Below are 18038 nucleotides of genomic sequence, written 5' to 3' on the forward strand. Positions count from 1 at the left end.
TTAAGAAACGGTATGAAAGAATATGAAGCGGGTCGAGTTGGAAATGCTGTCTTTGAGTGGAAACTTAGTTTTAACTCTCATTGGGGTCAGCATGTCGTGGATGCTCTCAGGGCATTGCATGCTGTCAGATGTCGATAAATTAAAATTTAGCTCAGAGGGATTCATATACGATTCTTCTTGAAGGGAGAAAAGCGAGCATGATCGTCCGGCAGACAACTAAAGAATTACTGGCGGCTTCCATTATAGAGCTTGCCAGGAATAAAACTGTAGAAAAGATTACGGTGAAAGAGATTGTGCAGAACTGCGGTCTGACATCCACCACCTTTTATCATTATTTTCAGGATAAGTATCAGCTGCTGGCCTGGATATATAATCGTAAAGCGGAGGCGTTATTTGCGGAAAAGAACATTATCTATACATGGCCTCAGCTTTTGAGGGCTCTTTGTACACCGTTACTGGAACATCCTTCGTTTTATGCAAATGTGTTTAAAAATACCGCAGGACAGGATTCTTTCAGCAATAAAACGATGGAGTACGCGCTTGCATTGATGAAAAACCGGCTTCGGGAAGACAATGGGGGGATGGAACTTCCATCGGACATCCAGTTTTGTTTACGGTTTTATTTCCGGGCGATAGCACGAACCGTTAACGAATGGTTTGTGGAAGGAGAACCGATTCCTTTGGATGAGTTTGTCGGTTTAATGGATGCTGCCATGCCAGGTCCCCTTGAAGCGTATTTGAGAAGATAGAAGTTTATAAAAACCGAAATTCGTAAACATTGTTTATAAATTTCGGTTTTTGTTATTTTTCGTAATTAATATTATTTGATATAATAAAAACACAGTATTAGACAAAACATGCAAAATTAGATAAGCCAAAAGTTAATATTCATGAACGGTGAGAAGCAAGTACAGGCATACGAAACCTGGAGATTTTTAGCGACGAGCAGCTATATTGATACCCGCATCAAAAGTCTTGAGGAACAATCCAGCCATTTAAACGAATTGGAAGAAAGGATTTTCGGAGGTAAAAAAGTAAAAGCTGTTCAAGGAATTAGCAGGGAATTAATGCAAGATTTGCAAAACGATATTAAAGAGAATATTGATAAGTTATTGGGACAAAAACGTGACCTTTTATGCTTGATGAAAATGATGCCGAATTCTGAAATGAGAACTGTGTTAAGTTTAAGATATCTGAATTCAGAGAGATGGGAAGATGTAGCAAAAACAATGAACCGCCCATTGTGGGATGTGTTTGGAATCCATTCGAAAATAATAGAATTCCTGGAAAACAAATTTTCATATTAAAAATATAGGAAACGGGGAGCAAATATTAAATCCATAAAACGCGTTCTGGCAATCAGCTTTGTCAGAACGCTTTTTTTGTCTCGTTTTTGACAGGCCGTGATATAATGAAGTGTAGTCAAAAACGAGAGGGTGATAAGATGGACACGCCGAAGGTAAAAAGGATTGCTAAGATTCCGGAATGGTTGAAAGAGCTGAAACTCCAGAAAGCGGGGAGGATAAAGATCGTGGTGGTGAAAAGCATCCAGCGTTTCGGCAGGAACACTGTGACCGTAATGAGCGCCATAAATGACATCCGGCATGTCCCATGATTTTGCGCTGCTTCTTCCCGAAATGCAGGACAGCATTGATTCACTGGATGAAATTGCTGATTTCGCAAGCCGGTATATGAAATAAAATTGATTCAGATTTCGAATTAAATACATCGCAAAAATGAAAGGAGCGGAAAAATGAAAAAGATAATGTTAGCATTGGCAATGACGGCAGCTTTGGGCTTTGGCATGACGGTCTGTGCCGGCGCGTCGGAGGCAAAAACGGCAGCGCCCGCCGACACGGGGAAAGTGACCGACTATTCGCAGAAGGACTGCTGGTATCAGATCCCCGAAATTACCAGGGATGTGGATACGTTCTACGTCTACGCAACGGAATACATCATGGGGAGTCTGGCAGAGGGCGTTCCCGATTACGCGACGCTGGACAACGCCGAGATGCGGGAGGGCGTTGCGACCGAATATCTGCTGCACGCAACCGCGTATGCAGATTCTACCAACGTGTTCGTTCCCTACTATCGCCAGGCCGGTATGCAGTACGCGGGGGACGTCTGGAAGAAGAACGGGAACATTGACGCAGCGCTTTCCGGGATGCCCTACGAAGACATCACCTCTGCGCTCAACTACTACTTCGAGCACTTCAACAACGGCCGCCCTTTCATCATCGCGGGACACAGCCAGGGTTCGGCCATCATTCGCCTTGTGCTGAAGAAATACTTCAAGGAGCACCCCGACTATTATAAGCGCATGATTGCGGCTTACGTCATAGGCTACTCCATTACGAAGGACGACCTGAAAGCCAACCCGCACATGAAATTTGCGGCGGGCGAGACCGACACGGGGGTCATTGTCAGCTGGAACACCGAGGGCAGGAAGAATATGGAACAAAATGCAAAGACCGCCGTGCTGCTGCCGAACGCAATCAGTATCAATCCGCTGAACTGGAAGCTGGACAACACATACGCACCAACGAGCATGAATCTGGGTTCGTATATGCCGAACGAGAAAACCGGCCAGCTGGAGATTGGTGATTTCGGCGCGGACGCGCAAGTGTTTCCCGAACGTGGCGTGGTGGTGACGAACGCCAAACCCGAGGAAATGCCCGAGGACGTCGCCAAGGTGGCAGCCATATACTTTGGGCCGGACGGTCGGCACGCAGACGACTACTCGTTCTACTTCAACAACATCAAGGACAACGTGGCAAAGCGCATCGCTGCTTACAAGGCAAATCGATAGAGGCAGATACGAAAACGGGCCTCTCTTTGACGTTATTAGAGACTGATGAAACAAAATTCCATTTTTCCAACAGCCGTAGATTTTTCTGCGGCTGTTTTGTTATAATTAAATAAATCAAAGTTAATTATACAAATCGGAGTTTGTCAGGCTGATTTATTAAGCATTTGCAACGTACAAATTCTGGTTTATGAGAGATTGCTATGGATATTGTAAAAACAGAGAATTATTATAAAAAACTAAATAAAAACAGTCTTTGTTCCTGTGATTATTGCAGAAACTATTGTTTAGAGATTAAGAAAACATATCCTATACTGTCAGATTATTTAACAGGGATGGGAGTCGATATTGAAAAACCATTTGAAACAATGCCTCTTGACCCATATGAAGGAATTATTGAATATATTGCTGTCCAATATATAGTCATGGGAAATCACTCCGATTTTAAAGCCGCAGTTGTTTCTGGTGTTGATATCGACATGGCTGATTCGCATCCTGTGACTAGTATAGAGGAGGAACATTTCGAGCTCCCATAAACTGGATTCATTGAGGCCAATCAGCCACGGGCTCGGTCTCAATCCCTTTGAAAGTTTTGCAGCGCTTCTTATTGTGGTTTGCTCGGTCCTTCTGGCGGCGTATTGCATTTACCGGTTCGACCTATTCATTTTAAAACGCGCCGGGCTGTCAGAAGAACAGGGCCGCAAATCGGCTTTGTGGCTGGCAGTAGTGACAGCTCCCTATTTGTTCCTGCTTCCGTCGGAACTGCTGTTCCGGTGGATGTGAGGGGGAAAAGCATATAAAATAATATAAGAACAGCGCTGCCATGTTTCAGGCAGGTTGCGAATTGTCAGTTCTGTCATTTATGCTGTAAATAAAAAACTACAGCCGCGTTCCGGTACAAAGACTACTGGAAAGCGGCTGATTTTTTGTTGGAATCTTGTGGGTAAATGATTGTAGCGCGTTTTTTCCGGGCAGACAAAGAAAGGATGAGAACCCCTCTGTTTTAAAACACATTTTGCGACTATTTTTAGTTGCGTTTTTATCCTTTGTGTGATACAGTATAAGCAGGGAGGTAACTCAGTTTGGGACAAAAGGAAAAGCTTATTGCAAAATTGAAAGCAAACCCGAAGTCGTTTACATTTAATGAAGCAGAAACTTTGCTTGGTTATTTTTCATACTACAGAAGCAATAAAGGAAAACAAGTGGATCACGCATCATGTTTGTGAGCGATATTTATAAAACAAAAATTTTGCTTCATAAACCACACCCGCGCAAAGAACTTTTAGAGTATCAGATAAAACAACTTATCGAGCAGTTGGAACAGGAGGGCTTGTTATGAAAAACACGATGGAATACAAGGGTTATGTAGGCAGCATAGAATTTTCCGAGAACGACAGGGTGTTTTTTGGAAAGGTGCAGGGAATCCGCTCTCTGATTTCTTATGAAGGAACTAACGCAGCTGAATTAATTGCCGATTTTCATGGCGCTGTTGATGATTACCTTGACTTTTGCGAAAAAGAGGGTCAGGCCCCGGAAGCTGCATATAAGGGAAGCCTGAATGTCCGCCTTGGCAGCGAACTTCATAAACGTGCTGCCATTTATGCTATTTCCCAACAACAAAGTTTGAACAGTTTTATTGAAGAAGCTGTAAGAGAGAAATTGATTGCGGTTAATGCGTAAACGAATAAAAGAGAAGCCTAAATGAAATATCGTTGATGTAATGAATATTTCATTACATAGTCGATACAACTGGCGTTAACTTTTAATTCAGGAGGTATTGAAAAAGTATGTCAGTTCCTCGATGAAGCTCATGTGTACTATCTTGCAACGGTGGAGGGGGACCAGCCCCGTTGCCGCCCCTTCGGTACTTCGCTGCTGTATGGCGGCAAACTCTATATCCAGACCGGCAAGGTAAAGGATGTTTCCAAACAGATTGCTGCGAATCCGAAAGTGGAGATCTGCGCGTTCAACGGCGGGAAATGGCTCCGCGTCGCCGGCGAGCTGGTGAATGATGACAGCCGCGATGTGAAAGCTGCCATGCTGGAGAAGTTCCCCACTCTGAAAAATATGTACAGCGCTGACGACGACAACACCCAGGTGCTGTATTTCAAAAATGCGGTGGCAACGTTCTCTTCCTTTACGGAAAAACCGGAAGTCATTACGTTTTAAGCAGCAGTTCTTTAGTTAACTCTGCATTATAGCGGTAACTTTGAATAGTTGGCCGAAAGTTACCGCTTTTATTTTGTAAAAAATCAGCACAAAAAAACAGGGCCGCTTTCGTTTTACAACGGCAGCGTGCCCTGATTTTTTATGTTGTGACAGTAATTTTTGCGAACTCCAACGCGCTGTGGATTAGAAGTGGCCGCCGTTCGCCAGCCAGCGGTTGGCAGTTTCTTCGGAAAGGTAAGCGGCTTCGATATCAATGTAGTTGTCGGCAGAGTGGGTGTATTCGTCCAGAATCCTTACTTTGCCGGTATCGGTGAGGAATCCGTTAACCGCTTCGATGGCGTTGCTGGCTTCCATGGGTTTGTCGGCCACAAATTCCAGAACGCTTGCCACGGAGTAACCTTCCTGGGTGAAGATGACCATTTTCAGACCATCCCTGGTGTTGCGCATTTTAGTAATGCTGCCGACCTGCACGGCGCCGAACTGTCCTTTGTTTGACAGCCAGCGGTTGGCGGCTTCTTCCGTCAGATGGGTGTATTCGATATCAATGTAGTTATCGGCGGAGTGGGTGTGTTCGTCCAGAATCCGCACTCTGCCGGGCTGTGTGAGATAGCCGTTGATGGATTCGATTACGTTGCGTTCTTCCATGGGTTTATTGGCCACAAATTCCACAACGCTTGCCACAGAGTAACCTTCCTGGGTGAAGATAACGATTTTCTGACCGTCACTGGTGTTGCGCAGCCTGGTAATGCTGCCGCCGGAAACGTCGGCAAAAGCGGAGCCGCAAAAGAGCATCAGGAACAGGGTAACGAGTGCAATCAGACGTGTTTTCATAATAAAGAACCTCCTGGATAAAAAATGATTGAATCTGCACCGGGCAGAGTGATTGCCTGTATTAATTATATAGGAAATTCCGTGAAATGAAAAGAAAATTTGCCGTAAAAATATTTAACTATGCTGGGAAAGTATTACCGTAAAAAGTTCTGCCGTGATAATGAGCTGCTGACGGAAAAAAACAATTTAATTTTCCCGAAATTTCTTTTATAATTAGGATAAGCGGTAAATATTTGTTAACAGGAAAGGATGACTGATATTATGAAAAAAGATTTAGGCGTGATGGAAGCAGTATTCCCGATGCCGGTGCTGATAATCGCGACGTATGATGAGAACGGCACGGTGGATGTGATGAACGCGGCCTGGGGGCAGATCTGTGATTATAAAAAGATTGCGCTCTTTTTGGACGAAGGCCACAAGACTTCGGAGAACATTTTGAAAACGAAAGCGTTCACCGTAGCGCTGGCAGATCAGGCCCATATGGTCGGGGCGGATTACTTTGGCACGGTCTCCGGCCACAAGGTGCCGGACAAATTTGCCCGTTCGGGTTATACCGCGGTGAAGAGCAAACATGTCAACGCGCCTGTTATTGAAGAGTTCCCGCTGGTCATGGAGTGCGAGCTGGCCGATGTGCTGAAGAAGGATAGTTTTTTCTGCGTGGTCGGGCAGATCGTGAATACGGCGGCGGACGAGCGGATCCTGGATGAAAACGGTAAAGTGGATGTGACGAAACTGAACGCGCTGATCTATGACACGTTCCGGCACGGGTATTATGTGTGCGGTGAGAAAGTGGGCCAGGCCTTTAAGGAAGGCGCGGCGTTGGCGAAAAAATAAAATCTTCCAACGTTATGTCAGAGAGAGCTGTTAAAAGTCTGAAAGAAGCAAATGTAAAGGAAACGACATGAGCCATAACAAAGCATTGGACGATCTGACGCGGGAACAGCTGACCGAACTTTTGGAGATTTATTCCAAAAACTGGCTGGCTGCGGACGGCATCTGGTTCCAGTCCGTGGAGAAGAAGCACGGCATGGAAGAGGCCATGTACCACGATGTGGAAATCTGGAAGAAGTTTACGGTCGTGGAAGCCCTGAAACTGAAAAAGTTTTTGCGCCTGCCGGAACGGCCCGGTCTGGAGGGGCTGGCAAAGGCGTTGTCCCTCCGGTTCTATGCCAACATTAACGACGACGAGATCCGCATCGAAGGGAACACGTTGTTGTACCGCATGGTGGACTGCCGCGTGCAGACGGCGAGGAAACGCAAGGGCATGGAGTTCCATCCCTGTAAGGCCGTGGGGATCGTGGAATACGGGGAATTCGCCCGGGCTATTGACGACCGCATCACCTGCGAGTGTGTCAGCTGTTACCCGGAGATTACGGACGAAACCTGCTGCTGCAGCTGGAAATTTACGTTGAAAGAGTAAGGAATTTTCGCTGACGGAGTAGAGCGGAACGGAATCCCGCTGAGTTGTTTGTCAGGCAATCGATCAATCTGAATATTTTATTGTGAACCGAAGGAGGATACCATTATGGCAAACGCAAATCGCGATTTTATTGTGGAGAAAGTGAAAGAAGTGTTGGCGGCGCCCAGCTGCTGCCCGGAATTAAAAGACGCGGCGCAAAAATATCTGGCGGCGCTGGATACAGCGGACGAAAAAGATGCAGGGAAAAATTTAATTGCTGAACTGGAAGAAGACGTACAGAGCATAGATAATACGCTGGCGTTTTTCAGCTCTGATGCGGCAAAAGAAATTTTTGGCGCAGAGACTGCGGCGAACATGGCGGAAACCGCGAGAAAAGTTAAGGCAGAAGGGGGCAAGATCTGCTTTTGCCCGGCCTGCACTGCAGGCAAAGCCATTCTGGATAACAAGGAAGTGCTTTTGTAACGATGCGGTGGATCACAGCCGGGACGTTATGGGGAAGCAGGAGATAAAAATTAACAGCGCCTGTCGCATTGAAAGGCGCTGTGTTTTTATGAGGTGGGGTAAGACCGTTACGTGGCCTTTTTGCCGCGGCGGGTATAGTTTTCCCTCCTGTCTGAGAAGCGATGTCCGGGCCGGGTGGATTCCACCGGTGGTTCGCTTTCGCAGGAGAAGGGCCGGACCATGGCAGGCGCTTCCCCGTTTACTGTCTGCCGGGTAATAAGTACCCGCTGGTTTGTCTTGCCGGAAAGTTCGTAGTAAATCGGGTAGGCGATGTCCCCGATGATGTTGCGAAGGCCACGGACACCTGTCCGGAGTTTTTCCGCCTGTTTTGCGATTTCCATGAGGGCGTTGTTGGTATATTCAAGGTTGTTTTGGGTCCGGCGGAACATTTTCTGGAATTCTTTAGACGGGGAGATGTCGGAATCCCGGAGGATGTTGTAGAGGATTTCCGCGGTGATGGGGTTGTACCGGCAGCGGAGGGTGATGCGGCCTACCAGTTCGGGGATGTACCCGAATTCGATGAGGTCTTCCGTTGCCGGGATAAGGTCTGAGGGCGGTTGTGGTTTTTATACAGTGAGCCTTTGCCCCTGCCCGTCGATACGGCTGCCGGGCTTTTTGGGGGACAAAAAACTCCGGATCAGGCTGCGCCGGCAAACTCCAAACTTACATCTCTGACAGGAATGGTCGAATTAAAACTATCGGTTGCGTATCCACCCGGACCGTTGCCGGGTGCAGAAACATAATTTGAAGCGTTCGGTGTAACCTGATCCGAAGTCTTCCAGTTGGCTTTTTGGGTTCGAACACATTGGTATTGTACCACAATGCCACGAACCCGTCAAGCACTTATTTTATTTTTACGCAAAAATATTCAATTGCCGAATTATCATTCTCTTAATACCGCACTTTATTACGCGATTTTATATAAAGGCGATAAATTTAGATAGTTTCTCTTAACGGACGGCTGCCACTAAAGAGGGGGAATATTTTTTAAATATGAATTGGTTATGTGATATAATTTAAATAGCCGTTATAGAAAGACTGAATTTATTAAGAGAAGTTAAATTATGGAACGCTGGTTAAGAAAAGAATTGCTGGACCGGCAAAGAGACGATGACATAATTAGAAACACTGATTAAACAAATCTTTGAGATTCACAGGAGGTGTATGGAATGAAAAAACTTACCGGTATCCTCGTCGTGTTATTTCTGATGATCTGCAGCATGGCAGCGGCTGCCCAGCCGGAATTCCGGTCTGACGTAAGCGCTTCCAAATGGCTGCGGGTGAAAGACAGCGTCATTGATGTGACGGATAAGGACGGGCTTATACTGAAGGTCCAGTGGCCTGTCTTTTCTTCCAAAGACGATTCCCATGGGCACCTGATCGCATCGCTCAAAAAAGAGAGTGACCAGCTCCGCTCCTTCTTCGATAAGGACATGCGGGAATCGAAAGAGCTCGCCGCCAAAGGGCACCGGGACATCCGCAACAGCCGCTGGCTCGTTTTCGTGAAGCTGCAACGCGATGACGCAAGGGTGCTGAGTCTTCTGGAACAGTCGTTCCACCTGGATCTTGCCGGAGAACGATGGGGCTATGAAGGCCTGAACTATGATGCAAAAACAGGAAAAAAATTAAGCAGCCTGGACGTGTTCAAACTCTCGAAGGAAGAACTGGCCGATACGCTGTTGGCAAGGCTGACAAAGAAATACGGCAGAAGAGTCCTGGGTGACAGGCCGAAAAGAATGATTCTGAGCAAGATCAATGAAGATGCGGACATGGAATTCCTGCCCTGGGTCATGACCACGGAGGGCGTGACGGTTCATTTCCGGAGCGGGGACTTCCATGACGGTTCCAGACCGCTGCCGGTCGATATCTCCTTCCGTGATGAACCGGAACTTTTCAATAAAAAATACATGCTGACGTATTGAGACGGAGAGAAAATTCCACCCAATTTGTAGTATAATATACATGCAGTGAGAACTGCCAAAACTTTAATATGAAATCCGGAAACGGATACCAATTGACCATAGAGAGTGCGCGAGAGACAAGCTCGGTGACCGCACAGCAACCTGGCCGGAAGGGCTAAGGTGCTAAAGCTTGTATGATGGGAAGTTGAAATAACAGCCCATCATGCCGATGGGCTTTTTCTTTTGCCTCTTTATGATCGCAGACAGGAGGCGAAAGAAAATGAAATCTATCAAACTTGTTTCGGCAGCGTTACAAAAATGTAAAACCTGCTTGCCCGCGTTTGGAAAAACAGCGGAACAGCCGCGGGTCATCGTCCACATTCCCCACAGCAGTACGAACATCCCAAAAATCTTTCAACAGGAGTTTTTGCCGGAAAAAGAAAAACTGCACAGTGAACTGCTGTGCATGACCGACTGGTACACGGATGAACTGTTTGGCTGCCCGGGCTGCCTTGCTATCGTTCATCAATTCAGCCGGCTGGTGTGCGACCCGGAACGGTTCCTCGATCCGGAAGAGGAAATGATGTGGCAGCAAGGCATGGGCATGTATTACACGCGTATGTCAGACGGCAGCTTGCTAAAACGCAGTCCGCTTTCTTCATCGGCAGGGTTACGGGCTTACGGCAAAGCGCTGAAAATCTATCAGCAGCACCACAGCAAGTTGGCAGATGCTGTGCAGCGCCAGCTCACACTTTTTAACAAGGCGCTGCTTATTGACGGACATTCCTTTTCGGCATCGGCGCTGCCGTATGAGAAAAACGAAAGCCTGAGACGAAAACGTCCGGAGATATGCCTGGGATCAGATCCTGTTTTTACCCCGGACGATCTGCTGGATATAATTTTTTACTAAAGCCGGATTCGATGTGGCCGTGAACACGCCCTTTGCCGGAACCATGGTACCGGAACCTTTCTATTCCTTACAGGACAAGCGGGTGCAGAGCCTGATGGTTGAAGTGAACCGCAGCCTGTACATGGATGAAAATAATGGAAAGAAGAGAGAAACCTTTGAAGAAGTTAAATACTGTCTGCAGGAATTTTTGAAAGTTGCGGAAGGCAGATTGAAGTGAAAACCTAAATGATAAAGTTATTGCAGCAAAAATTCATGCAAGACAGTTGTTTCAGTTGTCGCCCGGCAAGCGACCATTTTTTGTGAAATTGATATATAATATATAATATAAGTAAAAGAAATGGAGGTATACTACTATGTTAGGCGCCATTATCGGTGATATTGCAGGCTCCCGGTTTGAATGGGACAATATAAAATCAAAACAATTCGAATTGTTCAACGAAGACTGTCATCCCACAGACGACAGTATCATGACACTGGCAATCGCCAGGGCAATTTTGGCCAGCAATGGTGATTTAGCAAAACTGGAGCAGGAAACCGTAACATGTATGCAGAAACTTGGCCGACGCTACCCGCTAGCCGGATACGGCGGAAATTTTTACGACTGGCTTTTTGAAAAGAATCCGAAACCGTATCACAGTTTTGGCAACGGCGCAGCCATGCGGGTCAGTCCCTGCGGGTATGCGGCCAAAACGATGGAAGAAGCAATTTCCATGTCACGGGCCGTTACCAAAGTCACCCATAACCATAGGGAAGGGATGAAAGCAGCTGAAGCTGTGACAGTGGCGATCTTTATGGCAAGGAGCGGCAAAAGTTTGGCAGCGATCAGGGAACACATTGAAAATAAATATTACAAAATCAATTTTACCTTAGACCAAATCCGGCCAACCTACCAGTTTGACGTAACATGCCAGGGCAGCGTGCCTCAGGCCTTTGAAGCGTTTTACGAGTCCACCGGTTTTGAAGATGCGATCCGCAATGCCATTTCCATTGGCGGGGACAGCGATACCATAGGATCCATTACCGGCAGTATGGCTGAAGCGTATTATGGCATACCGTCTACTATTTTGGAACGTGCGTTAGCATTTTTGGATGATGACCTTCTGAAGATTGTGCATGAATTTGAAAAGAAATACGGAACGGTTCAAAAATAGAAAGTATCATCGCGTAACGCAGGGCGTTATGATGATGAAATTGCATGCAGGTGACAAAGTAACATCAATAGCCGCCGTGAAAGCATGTAAAGTAGGTTCAATGAGGCGTAAGTATCGCGATGATGTACGTGGGGATTGTGATGGTATGCCATGGGGGCAGAAGGTAAAAGTGACACTGATGGCGAATATAAATGGGTCTGGTTACTGTAGATTTACATGGCAGCTTTCGAGTAACGAATGAAAGACTTATGATTTTTGTAATTTTGTCCGAAATATGAAACAGGAAAACTAAGGAGAGACATTTGTGATGAACAACATAGAAGCGCTTGTGCGGATTCTCAGTGAAAGCAGGAACCTCGTCTTTTTCGGTGGCGCAGGGATGTCCACGGAGTCCGGGGTGCCGGATTTTCGAAGCGCGAACGGAATATACAGCCAACGGTTGCATCAGGAATTCCGCCCGGAGGAGATGGCATCCCACAGTTTCTTCGTGAACCATACGGAAGCGTTTTTCGATTTTTACCGGGAACACCGTATCATCCGGAATGTTCAGCCCAACGCGGGACATAAAGCGCTTGCCGAGCTGGAACGGCGCGGCATCCTGAAAGCGGTTGTTACGCAGAACATTGATGGGCTGCATCAGATGGCAGGCTCAAAAACAGTGTACGAGCTTCATGGATCCATCCTCCGGTGGCCGTGCATACAGTGCGGCAAGATTTATTCCGTAGATTACGTTCTGCGGGATGAAAAAAAACCGATTCCATATTGCGAGGATTGCGGCGGGATCGTCCGTCCGGGCGTGGTCCTTTACGAGGAAGGCCTGGATTCCGAAGTTATGTATAATGCGATTCACGCTATCAAAGAGGCGGATACCCTGATTGTCGGCGGAACCTCGCTGGTGGTCTATCCGGCTGCGGGGCTGATCGATTATTTCCGGGGAGGGCACCTCGTCCTCATCAATAAAACGGAAACAAGGGCGGATGCAAGGGCTGAGCTTGTCATACGCGACGCGATCGGTAAAGTGTTATCGGCAGCGGTAGCCGAACAGACGGTAAGCTTTATGTAATAATGTGTTTCCATAGCTAATCGGCGTTTCATTTATTCGGAAAACGGGGTAATAATTTTGTTTGGACTTTTGGAATGGAATTGCATTATTCCAGGTAAAGAGATTGAAAATGTAAAACAAGACCATAAAAACAGCAAGCGGATTGAACGCTATGAGGTTTCAGGGAACGCGATTTACTTTGAAGGGAAGTATCTTCCAATTTCCCAAATCAAAAGTGTGCGCAGCCAGCCGTCGGCATATAGGCCGCACGGATGCTGTGGTATAGGCATCCCGGTTTTTAAAATCAGGGTGGATTATGGCGCAGAGAGACCTTTGGTTTTGGTTATAGAGCGGGAAGAGAAGGCGGAAGAACTGCTTAACATGGTTTGCGCATCCAACCCGGGTATCGCATTGGAATATTACTTAAGCCCTCATACTGGATTGAAGCCTGAAAAGATATCTCCGCCATTGTATTGAGCGTGAAAAACACTGGTATGATTATTTATGGATAGCAGAATATATGCTTTGGTGTAACACTGATGAAGGATGCAGGACCGGACTTGATGAAGAAATTGTCAAAAATATAATGAAGAGGATGTAAAGAAACCATGAATTACTTTGTCATTGACTTTGAATTTACATTTTACAAAAAACCGGTGGGAAGGCCCCGGGGCTTTTTCAATGAAATCATAGAGGCCGGCGCTGTTTTGCTTGATTCCACCGGAACCGAGACCGGCAGGATGCATGCGTTTGTAAAACCGCATTTTTATCCGAAACAGGCGAAAGACGCCTATGAATTTTGCATGATTACGGAAAAAGAAATGAAGAGCGCAATTGAATTCCCGGAAATGGTCGCGCAGATTTCCGCTTTATTCACACCGGGGAACTGCTATTTCGTTACCTGGGGCAACGAAGATTTCAGAGTCCTGGATATCGGCTGCCAGCGTCACGGCATTGAGAACCCCGTGCGCCGGGAGGACTGCCTTGATCTGGCGCTGGCCTACAGACTCTGGAAAGATGACAGTTATACCACAGGCCTTAAAGCAGCCGCGGAAGCATTGGAGACCGACTCGGAAGGACTTTGGCATACTGCGTATGACGATGCATGCAACACCGGCAAGGTCCTCTTCAAAATGTTGGATAAAGGCTGGAATCTTGAAGATTTCCTGGCAGCGCAGGCGTTGAAAAACCAATAGACCACACAATCCTTTCGCAGCGTCTGCCGAAACAAAGGCAGGCGCTTTTTATGTGTAAAAAATGCGCATCGGTTTCAGTATAATTTAGGCAGCACAAAAGTTTTGTTTTAATTTCCGATGAAAACGACATTGCGATGTTGATTTCATCGGAAGATTTCCGGGGCGGCATGCCGGATATTGTAACCGGCGTATCAAATCGGGAGGTCTAGCGGAATACTTTGGTACGACTACCGGTAATTTGAACAGGGCTATGAAGCGTAATATAAAACGTTTTCCTGAATCTTTCTGTTTTCAGCTTACTGCTGATGAAATATTGAGATACCAAATTGGAATCCCGATGCAAAAACGTGGTCTTAAAGGTGGCAGAACATATTTACCCTATGTTTACACAGAGCAAGGCGCTTTTTTTATTTCTCTTCATCAAAACTTCATAGAATGCACCTGTAAACTATGCTATAATACAGTTGCGGAAGGATCGTGCCGGTCGGAAAGACAGGTGCCAATTTGAAAGACTTTGAAATAATTGATTGGGATTCTTTGACCTTCGCCAACAATTACGTATTCCTGGAGGTAATGAACAACAAAAGACGTTGCCAGTATCTGATAGAAAAGGTTTTGCACATACCCATTAAGAAAATCTTGCAAATTGTCGCGGAACGCCATACAAGCAGTCCGCGGATCAGCAGCAAAAGTATACGGCTTGATGTGTATGTGGAAGTTCTTGACGGAACGGTTATCGATCTGGAAATGCAAGTGACAGGAAAGGGCAGCACGATTTACCGGGATAAAGATGAAGAAAAGGTAGAACGTTCACTACCGCTGCGTACCCGGTATTACCAGAGCCTGATCAGCATGGACATGCTGCGCAGGGGGATGGATTATACGGAACTACGCAAGTCCTACATAGTATTTATCTGTACATTTGACCCATATGGGAAAGGTTTACCGGTTTATCATTTTACGAATCGATGCAGGGAAGATGAATCACTGGAGATGGGAGATTTGACAGAGAACATTTTCCTGAACGCGAAGGCTGCGGAAAAGACGGACGATACGGAACTGGCGGCGTTTTTGCAGTATGTGAACAGCGGTCAGATCCAAAATGAATTTACGCAGGAAATCGATAACGAGATGAAACGTGTGAGACGGGATACAGATTGGAGGGAGCGCGTCGTGACTTGGGAAATGGATTTACGTATTTTGAAAAAGGAAGCCCGGGAGGAAGGAAAGCAAGAAGGTAAGAGGGAAGGCATGGCCCTTGCCAAGCAGGAAATTGCGGAAGCGTTGCGCAAAAAGGGAATGTCTGAAGCCGAAATTGCTGAGGTGACAGGTTTGCCCGAAAAGAAAAAAACGCGGAAATAGCAGATCGCTTTTTGATTAGCCATTTTTAAATTTGAATTTATAGTTTTACTCAGAAAGTTTATTGCATAAAAATAACAGACCACACAATCCTTTCGCAGCGTTTGCCGAAATAAAGGCAGGCGCTTTTTATGTGTAAAAAAATGTACATAGACTTGTATATAATTTACGCAGAACTGAAGGATAACAAAGAGAGGTGAGTCGAGATGACGGCAAATAATAAACCGGAACCGGAAAACTATGATTTTCCGGAATCATTCTTCGATGATGAATTTGATATGGGATGGGATGATCTAACCTATCTGCACAAAGCGGCGGAATGCGAAAGATGGGCAGAACGGGCAAGAAGCTGCGGCAGGGATGATCTGGCGATACTGTATGAAATCAAAGCTGAAGAATGGTTCTCTGCGTACAAAGAGTCAGAGGAATAGAAATTATTTAATTGCAAGCAGGAAGAAAAAACAAGCTTGACGAAAAACTAATAAAATAATTGTGAGAGGAAAAGATCATGTTTGCAACCGGAAACAAAAAAATGCTGAATATGCTGATCCTGGATATTCTGGAACAGTATTCCGATGAGGATCATCACCTGACCCAGCAGGAAATCATCCGGCATCTGCGGGCGCAGTACGGAATGGAATGCGACCGGCGCTCCGTGAAGAACAACATCGACGCGCTGAAAGAGCTGGGCTTCGATATTGTGACGAACAACAAGGGCGCGTTCCTGGCGGAGCGGAAGTTCGATAACGCGGAACTTCGCCTGCTGATCGACAGCGTGTTGTTTTCCAAAGGCATCTCCCAAAAACGGGCCAGGGACTTGATTAACAAACTGAAAGACTTTGGCGGGCGGCATTTTTCGGCGAAGGTGAAGCATGTGTGCAACCTGCCGGAACTGCAGCACACCGACAACAAGCAGACCATGTACGCCCTGGATGCCCTGAACGATGCTATCGACAAAAGGAAGAAGGTCAGCTTCGTTTATAATACCTACGGAACGGACTTTCAGCTGCATCCCAAGAGGAAAGAAGCGTACATCGTGAACCCGTATCAGATCGTGGCCAACAACGGACGCTATTACCTGATCGGCAACTACGACAAGTATGATAATGTTGCGCATTTCCGGATTGACCGCATGACTTCCGTGTGCATACTGGACGAAAGACGCAAACCAGTATCCCAGGTGACGGATTTCAAAAACGGCTTCTCGCTTCCGAAACATATGGCGGAACACATCTACATGTTTAGCGGAAAAAGCGTGAACGTGCGCATGATGGCGAAGAAGCACCTGATGGATGAGCTGGTGGACTGGTTTGGCAAAGACTTCAAGATCCGCAAAGAGTTTGAAGAGGAAATGCTGGTTGACGTGAAGTGCAACAAATCCGCTATGAAATTTTGGGCGCTGCAGTACGGACCCTATGTGGAAGTGCTGGAACCGGCGGAGTTGAGGGAAGAGATTAAGGAATGTGTTAAGGGGATGTGGGAAAAATATTGTGATTAGTTAAACATAAAGTAAATAGTTGAATTAATGCTTTAAACTAATTGTTTATGATTAAGGGGGTCATTGGTTATGAATCTATATCGTATTCATTTAAAAACAGATGCTAATATAAGAGAAAAATTAATTGATTTCTGTTTGCATACAGAATCGCCTAAAATTGCCATAGGGTGGTCTTACTTACATAGTAAGTTTTCTGATTTGAAGAATGGATATGATTTAAGTGAAGCGTATAAACAAGATAAAGAAAAGAATCCAAAAGGTAAGACAAAAAGGCCCTTGGCCTGTTTTGCAAGGTTGAAGAAGGATGATCTTGTTTGGACTAGAGATTTGAATGGGATTTATTATTTGTGCAGGGTAACTTCAGAACCCAAGGCAGAATGCAATGTTGCTTTAGATATTGGTGCAACGGCTACTGTAGAGTTAATTAAAGTTGATACAAGTATTCCTGGAGGTATCATTGCGAGATTTACAAGACCCCTTAGCCCTACAATTGAAACTATTTTGGACACTAACTGCATAGAATACTCAAAGTTCCTTTATAACAAGTTAACAGGAACCAAGAAATATGAAACCACCCCATCTTTTGAATTCAACTTAATAAAAATGCTTCCGCCTGCTGATATGGAAGAACTGGTGATGGATTACATTCAGATTAAATATGATTATTATTTATCCAAGAATTCTGTTGCACCATCAAGTACAACTGTTAAAATTGAATGTGAATTCTTCCCACGTAAAGAAGGTTTACCACCAGCGGTTTGTCAGGTATCTTATCAAGGTAGTGGTGAAAAATTCACATCGGAATATTATCAGGATTACGTTAATGCAGGAAAACGTGTATTCTTGTTTTTTGCTGAACACGAATATGATGAGCCGAGGGAAGGAATTACCTACATCACTAAATCAGAAATAGTTAAATTCGCGCATCAATACGAAAAAATATTACCACCTTCGATTAAGATTTGGATAGAAATGTGCAAGCAGTAAAGGGTGCTTTATGAAAAACGAAAAAGTATTAAAATTTGCACAAAGAAGTGGTTATGCTACGGTTAACTACTTAGGAAAATATAAAGAATTTGATTTATATAAACCGCTTTATGACGATCCTGATATAGCAACTGGCCTTCCTGTTTATATCATTGTTAAGGACGGAAAACCGGAATTCGTCAGGGGCAAAGCAGGTCTGGAAATTCAAAAATATAGAGTTCAACAGAAAAATACAGTACAATAATTATGTCAAACAATTGCTAAGGA

General features: G+C 45.5%; 29 protein-coding genes and 1 riboswitch. Of the genes, 27 read left to right on the top strand and 2 right to left on the bottom strand.

Annotated features, from left to right (window positions below; translation table 11 throughout):
• Window positions 1–12: 12 nt before the first annotated feature.
• From ACZOWY_RS01160 to ACZOWY_RS01210, 11 genes are all read left to right on the top strand, one after another.
• Window positions 13–138 (top strand): DUF5063 domain-containing protein, encoded by a 126-nt coding sequence (locus ACZOWY_RS01160; protein WP_484392538.1) that lies wholly within the window; start codon window positions 13–15, stop codon window positions 136–138.
• Between the two features lie 59 nt (window positions 139–197).
• The gene (locus tag ACZOWY_RS01165) at window positions 198–749 is read left to right on the top strand and encodes a TetR/AcrR family transcriptional regulator C-terminal domain-containing protein (protein ID WP_484391984.1); all 552 of its coding nucleotides are present in this window, start codon (window positions 198–200) and stop codon (window positions 747–749) included.
• Window positions 750–890: 141 nt separating this feature from the next.
• A complete protein-coding gene (locus tag ACZOWY_RS01170; protein ID WP_484391989.1) occupies window positions 891–1307 on the top strand; it encodes a hypothetical protein in 417 nt (138 codons plus the stop codon).
• A 137-nt stretch (window positions 1308–1444) separates the two neighbouring features.
• Complete coding sequence (locus ACZOWY_RS01175) at window positions 1445–1615, top strand: recombinase family protein (protein WP_484391992.1); 171 nt, start codon at window positions 1445–1447, stop codon at window positions 1613–1615.
• 138 nt (window positions 1616–1753) lie between these two features.
• The gene (locus ACZOWY_RS01180; protein ID WP_484391997.1) at window positions 1754–2809 is read left to right on the top strand and encodes a DUF3089 domain-containing protein; all 1056 of its coding nucleotides are present in this window, start codon (window positions 1754–1756) and stop codon (window positions 2807–2809) included.
• 200 nt (window positions 2810–3009) lie between these two features.
• On the top strand, window positions 3010–3342 hold the full coding sequence (locus tag ACZOWY_RS01185) for a hypothetical protein (protein ID WP_484392001.1): 333 nt from the start codon (window positions 3010–3012) through the stop codon (window positions 3340–3342).
• A 10-nt stretch (window positions 3343–3352) separates the two neighbouring features.
• The gene (locus ACZOWY_RS01190) at window positions 3353–3589 is read left to right on the top strand and encodes a hypothetical protein (protein ID WP_484392005.1); all 237 of its coding nucleotides are present in this window, start codon (window positions 3353–3355) and stop codon (window positions 3587–3589) included.
• A 299-nt stretch (window positions 3590–3888) separates the two neighbouring features.
• Window positions 3889–4032 carry a hypothetical protein gene (locus ACZOWY_RS01195; RefSeq protein WP_484392010.1) on the top strand — a complete coding sequence of 48 codons (144 nt, stop codon included), beginning with the start codon at window positions 3889–3891 and terminating at the stop codon, window positions 4030–4032.
• On the top strand, window positions 4023–4145 hold the full coding sequence (locus tag ACZOWY_RS01200) for a type II toxin-antitoxin system HicA family toxin (protein WP_484392014.1): 123 nt from the start codon (window positions 4023–4025) through the stop codon (window positions 4143–4145). The genes ACZOWY_RS01195 and ACZOWY_RS01200 overlap by 10 nt, the downstream gene beginning before the upstream one ends.
• Entirely contained in the window at window positions 4142–4486 is a 345-nt protein-coding gene (locus ACZOWY_RS01205) for a type II toxin-antitoxin system HicB family antitoxin (protein WP_484392019.1), read from the top strand. Before ACZOWY_RS01200 ends, ACZOWY_RS01205 begins: the two co-directional genes overlap by 4 nt.
• Window positions 4487–4582: 96 nt before the next feature.
• Window positions 4583–4975, top strand: coding sequence for a pyridoxamine 5'-phosphate oxidase family protein (locus ACZOWY_RS01210; protein WP_484392539.1), 393 nt, complete (start codon window positions 4583–4585; stop codon window positions 4973–4975).
• Between the two features lie 183 nt (window positions 4976–5158).
• On the opposite strand, the gene ACZOWY_RS01215 is transcribed toward ACZOWY_RS01210, so the two are convergent.
• Window positions 5159–5806, bottom strand: coding sequence for a hypothetical protein (locus ACZOWY_RS01215; RefSeq protein WP_484392023.1), 648 nt, complete (start codon window positions 5804–5806; stop codon window positions 5159–5161).
• Between the two features lie 261 nt (window positions 5807–6067).
• On the opposite strand from ACZOWY_RS01215, the gene ACZOWY_RS01220 reads away from it, so the two are divergent.
• From ACZOWY_RS01220 to ACZOWY_RS01230, 3 genes are all read left to right on the top strand, one after another.
• Window positions 6068–6640 carry a flavin reductase family protein gene (locus ACZOWY_RS01220; RefSeq protein WP_484392028.1) on the top strand — a complete coding sequence of 191 codons (573 nt, stop codon included), beginning with the start codon at window positions 6068–6070 and terminating at the stop codon, window positions 6638–6640.
• 67 nt (window positions 6641–6707) lie between these two features.
• Window positions 6708–7226 (top strand): DUF6125 family protein, encoded by a 519-nt coding sequence (locus tag ACZOWY_RS01225; RefSeq protein ID WP_484392032.1) that lies wholly within the window; start codon window positions 6708–6710, stop codon window positions 7224–7226.
• A gap of 105 nt (window positions 7227–7331) precedes the next feature.
• Entirely contained in the window at window positions 7332–7688 is a 357-nt protein-coding gene (locus tag ACZOWY_RS01230) for a heat-shock protein Hsp90 (RefSeq protein ID WP_484392037.1), read from the top strand.
• A 107-nt stretch (window positions 7689–7795) separates the two neighbouring features.
• Here the strand turns inward: ACZOWY_RS01230 and ACZOWY_RS01235 are convergent, their stop codons facing one another.
• The gene (locus tag ACZOWY_RS01235) at window positions 7796–8116 is read right to left on the bottom strand and encodes a hypothetical protein (RefSeq protein WP_484392042.1); all 321 of its coding nucleotides are present in this window, start codon (window positions 8114–8116) and stop codon (window positions 7796–7798) included.
• 780 nt (window positions 8117–8896) lie between these two features.
• Here ACZOWY_RS01235 and ACZOWY_RS01240 point away from each other — a divergent pair.
• The 13 genes from ACZOWY_RS01240 (at window position 8897) to ACZOWY_RS01300 (ending at window position 18015) form a co-directional block, all read left to right on the top strand.
• Window positions 8897–9649 carry a hypothetical protein gene (locus tag ACZOWY_RS01240; RefSeq protein ID WP_484392046.1) on the top strand — a complete coding sequence of 251 codons (753 nt, stop codon included), beginning with the start codon at window positions 8897–8899 and terminating at the stop codon, window positions 9647–9649.
• A gap of 93 nt (window positions 9650–9742) precedes the next feature.
• A riboswitch (SAM riboswitch) is annotated at window positions 9743–9832 on the top strand.
• 76 nt (window positions 9833–9908) lie between these two features.
• Window positions 9909–10538, top strand: a complete 630-nt coding sequence (locus tag ACZOWY_RS01245; protein ID WP_484392050.1) for an N-formylglutamate amidohydrolase — start codon at window positions 9909–9911, stop codon at window positions 10536–10538.
• A 13-nt stretch (window positions 10539–10551) separates the two neighbouring features.
• Window positions 10552–10755, top strand: coding sequence for a hypothetical protein (locus ACZOWY_RS01250; protein ID WP_484392055.1), 204 nt, complete (start codon window positions 10552–10554; stop codon window positions 10753–10755).
• Window positions 10756–10891: 136 nt separating this feature from the next.
• Window positions 10892–11689: an ADP-ribosylglycohydrolase family protein gene (locus ACZOWY_RS01255; protein WP_484392059.1), complete on the top strand. Its 798-nt coding sequence runs from the start codon at window positions 10892–10894 to the stop codon at window positions 11687–11689.
• 307 nt (window positions 11690–11996) lie between these two features.
• The gene (locus tag ACZOWY_RS01260; protein WP_484392062.1) at window positions 11997–12752 is read left to right on the top strand and encodes an NAD-dependent protein deacylase; all 756 of its coding nucleotides are present in this window, start codon (window positions 11997–11999) and stop codon (window positions 12750–12752) included.
• Window positions 12753–12809: 57 nt separating this feature from the next.
• A complete protein-coding gene (locus tag ACZOWY_RS01265; protein ID WP_484392067.1) occupies window positions 12810–13208 on the top strand; it encodes a hypothetical protein in 399 nt (132 codons plus the stop codon).
• A gap of 131 nt (window positions 13209–13339) precedes the next feature.
• Window positions 13340–13927, top strand: coding sequence for a 3'-5' exonuclease (locus ACZOWY_RS01270; protein WP_484392071.1), 588 nt, complete (start codon window positions 13340–13342; stop codon window positions 13925–13927).
• 190 nt (window positions 13928–14117) lie between these two features.
• Window positions 14118–14435, top strand: a complete 318-nt coding sequence (locus ACZOWY_RS01275) for an ORF6N domain-containing protein (RefSeq protein WP_484392540.1) — start codon at window positions 14118–14120, stop codon at window positions 14433–14435.
• A complete protein-coding gene (locus ACZOWY_RS01280) occupies window positions 14405–15289 on the top strand; it encodes an Rpn family recombination-promoting nuclease/putative transposase (RefSeq protein ID WP_484392075.1) in 885 nt (294 codons plus the stop codon). Before ACZOWY_RS01275 ends, ACZOWY_RS01280 begins: the two co-directional genes overlap by 31 nt.
• Before the next feature lie 203 nt (window positions 15290–15492).
• Entirely contained in the window at window positions 15493–15717 is a 225-nt protein-coding gene (locus tag ACZOWY_RS01285; protein WP_484392080.1) for a hypothetical protein, read from the top strand.
• Window positions 15718–15794: 77 nt separating this feature from the next.
• Window positions 15795–16784, top strand: a complete 990-nt coding sequence (locus ACZOWY_RS01290; RefSeq protein WP_484392084.1) for a helix-turn-helix transcriptional regulator — start codon at window positions 15795–15797, stop codon at window positions 16782–16784.
• Between the two features lie 69 nt (window positions 16785–16853).
• The gene (locus ACZOWY_RS01295; protein ID WP_484392088.1) at window positions 16854–17771 is read left to right on the top strand and encodes a ribonuclease D; all 918 of its coding nucleotides are present in this window, start codon (window positions 16854–16856) and stop codon (window positions 17769–17771) included.
• 10 nt (window positions 17772–17781) lie between these two features.
• Complete coding sequence (locus ACZOWY_RS01300; RefSeq protein WP_484392092.1) at window positions 17782–18015, top strand: hypothetical protein; 234 nt, start codon at window positions 17782–17784, stop codon at window positions 18013–18015.
• The last annotated feature ends 23 nt before the right edge of the window (window positions 18016–18038 follow it).

Source organism: Succiniclasticum sp., from assembly GCF_056977735.1.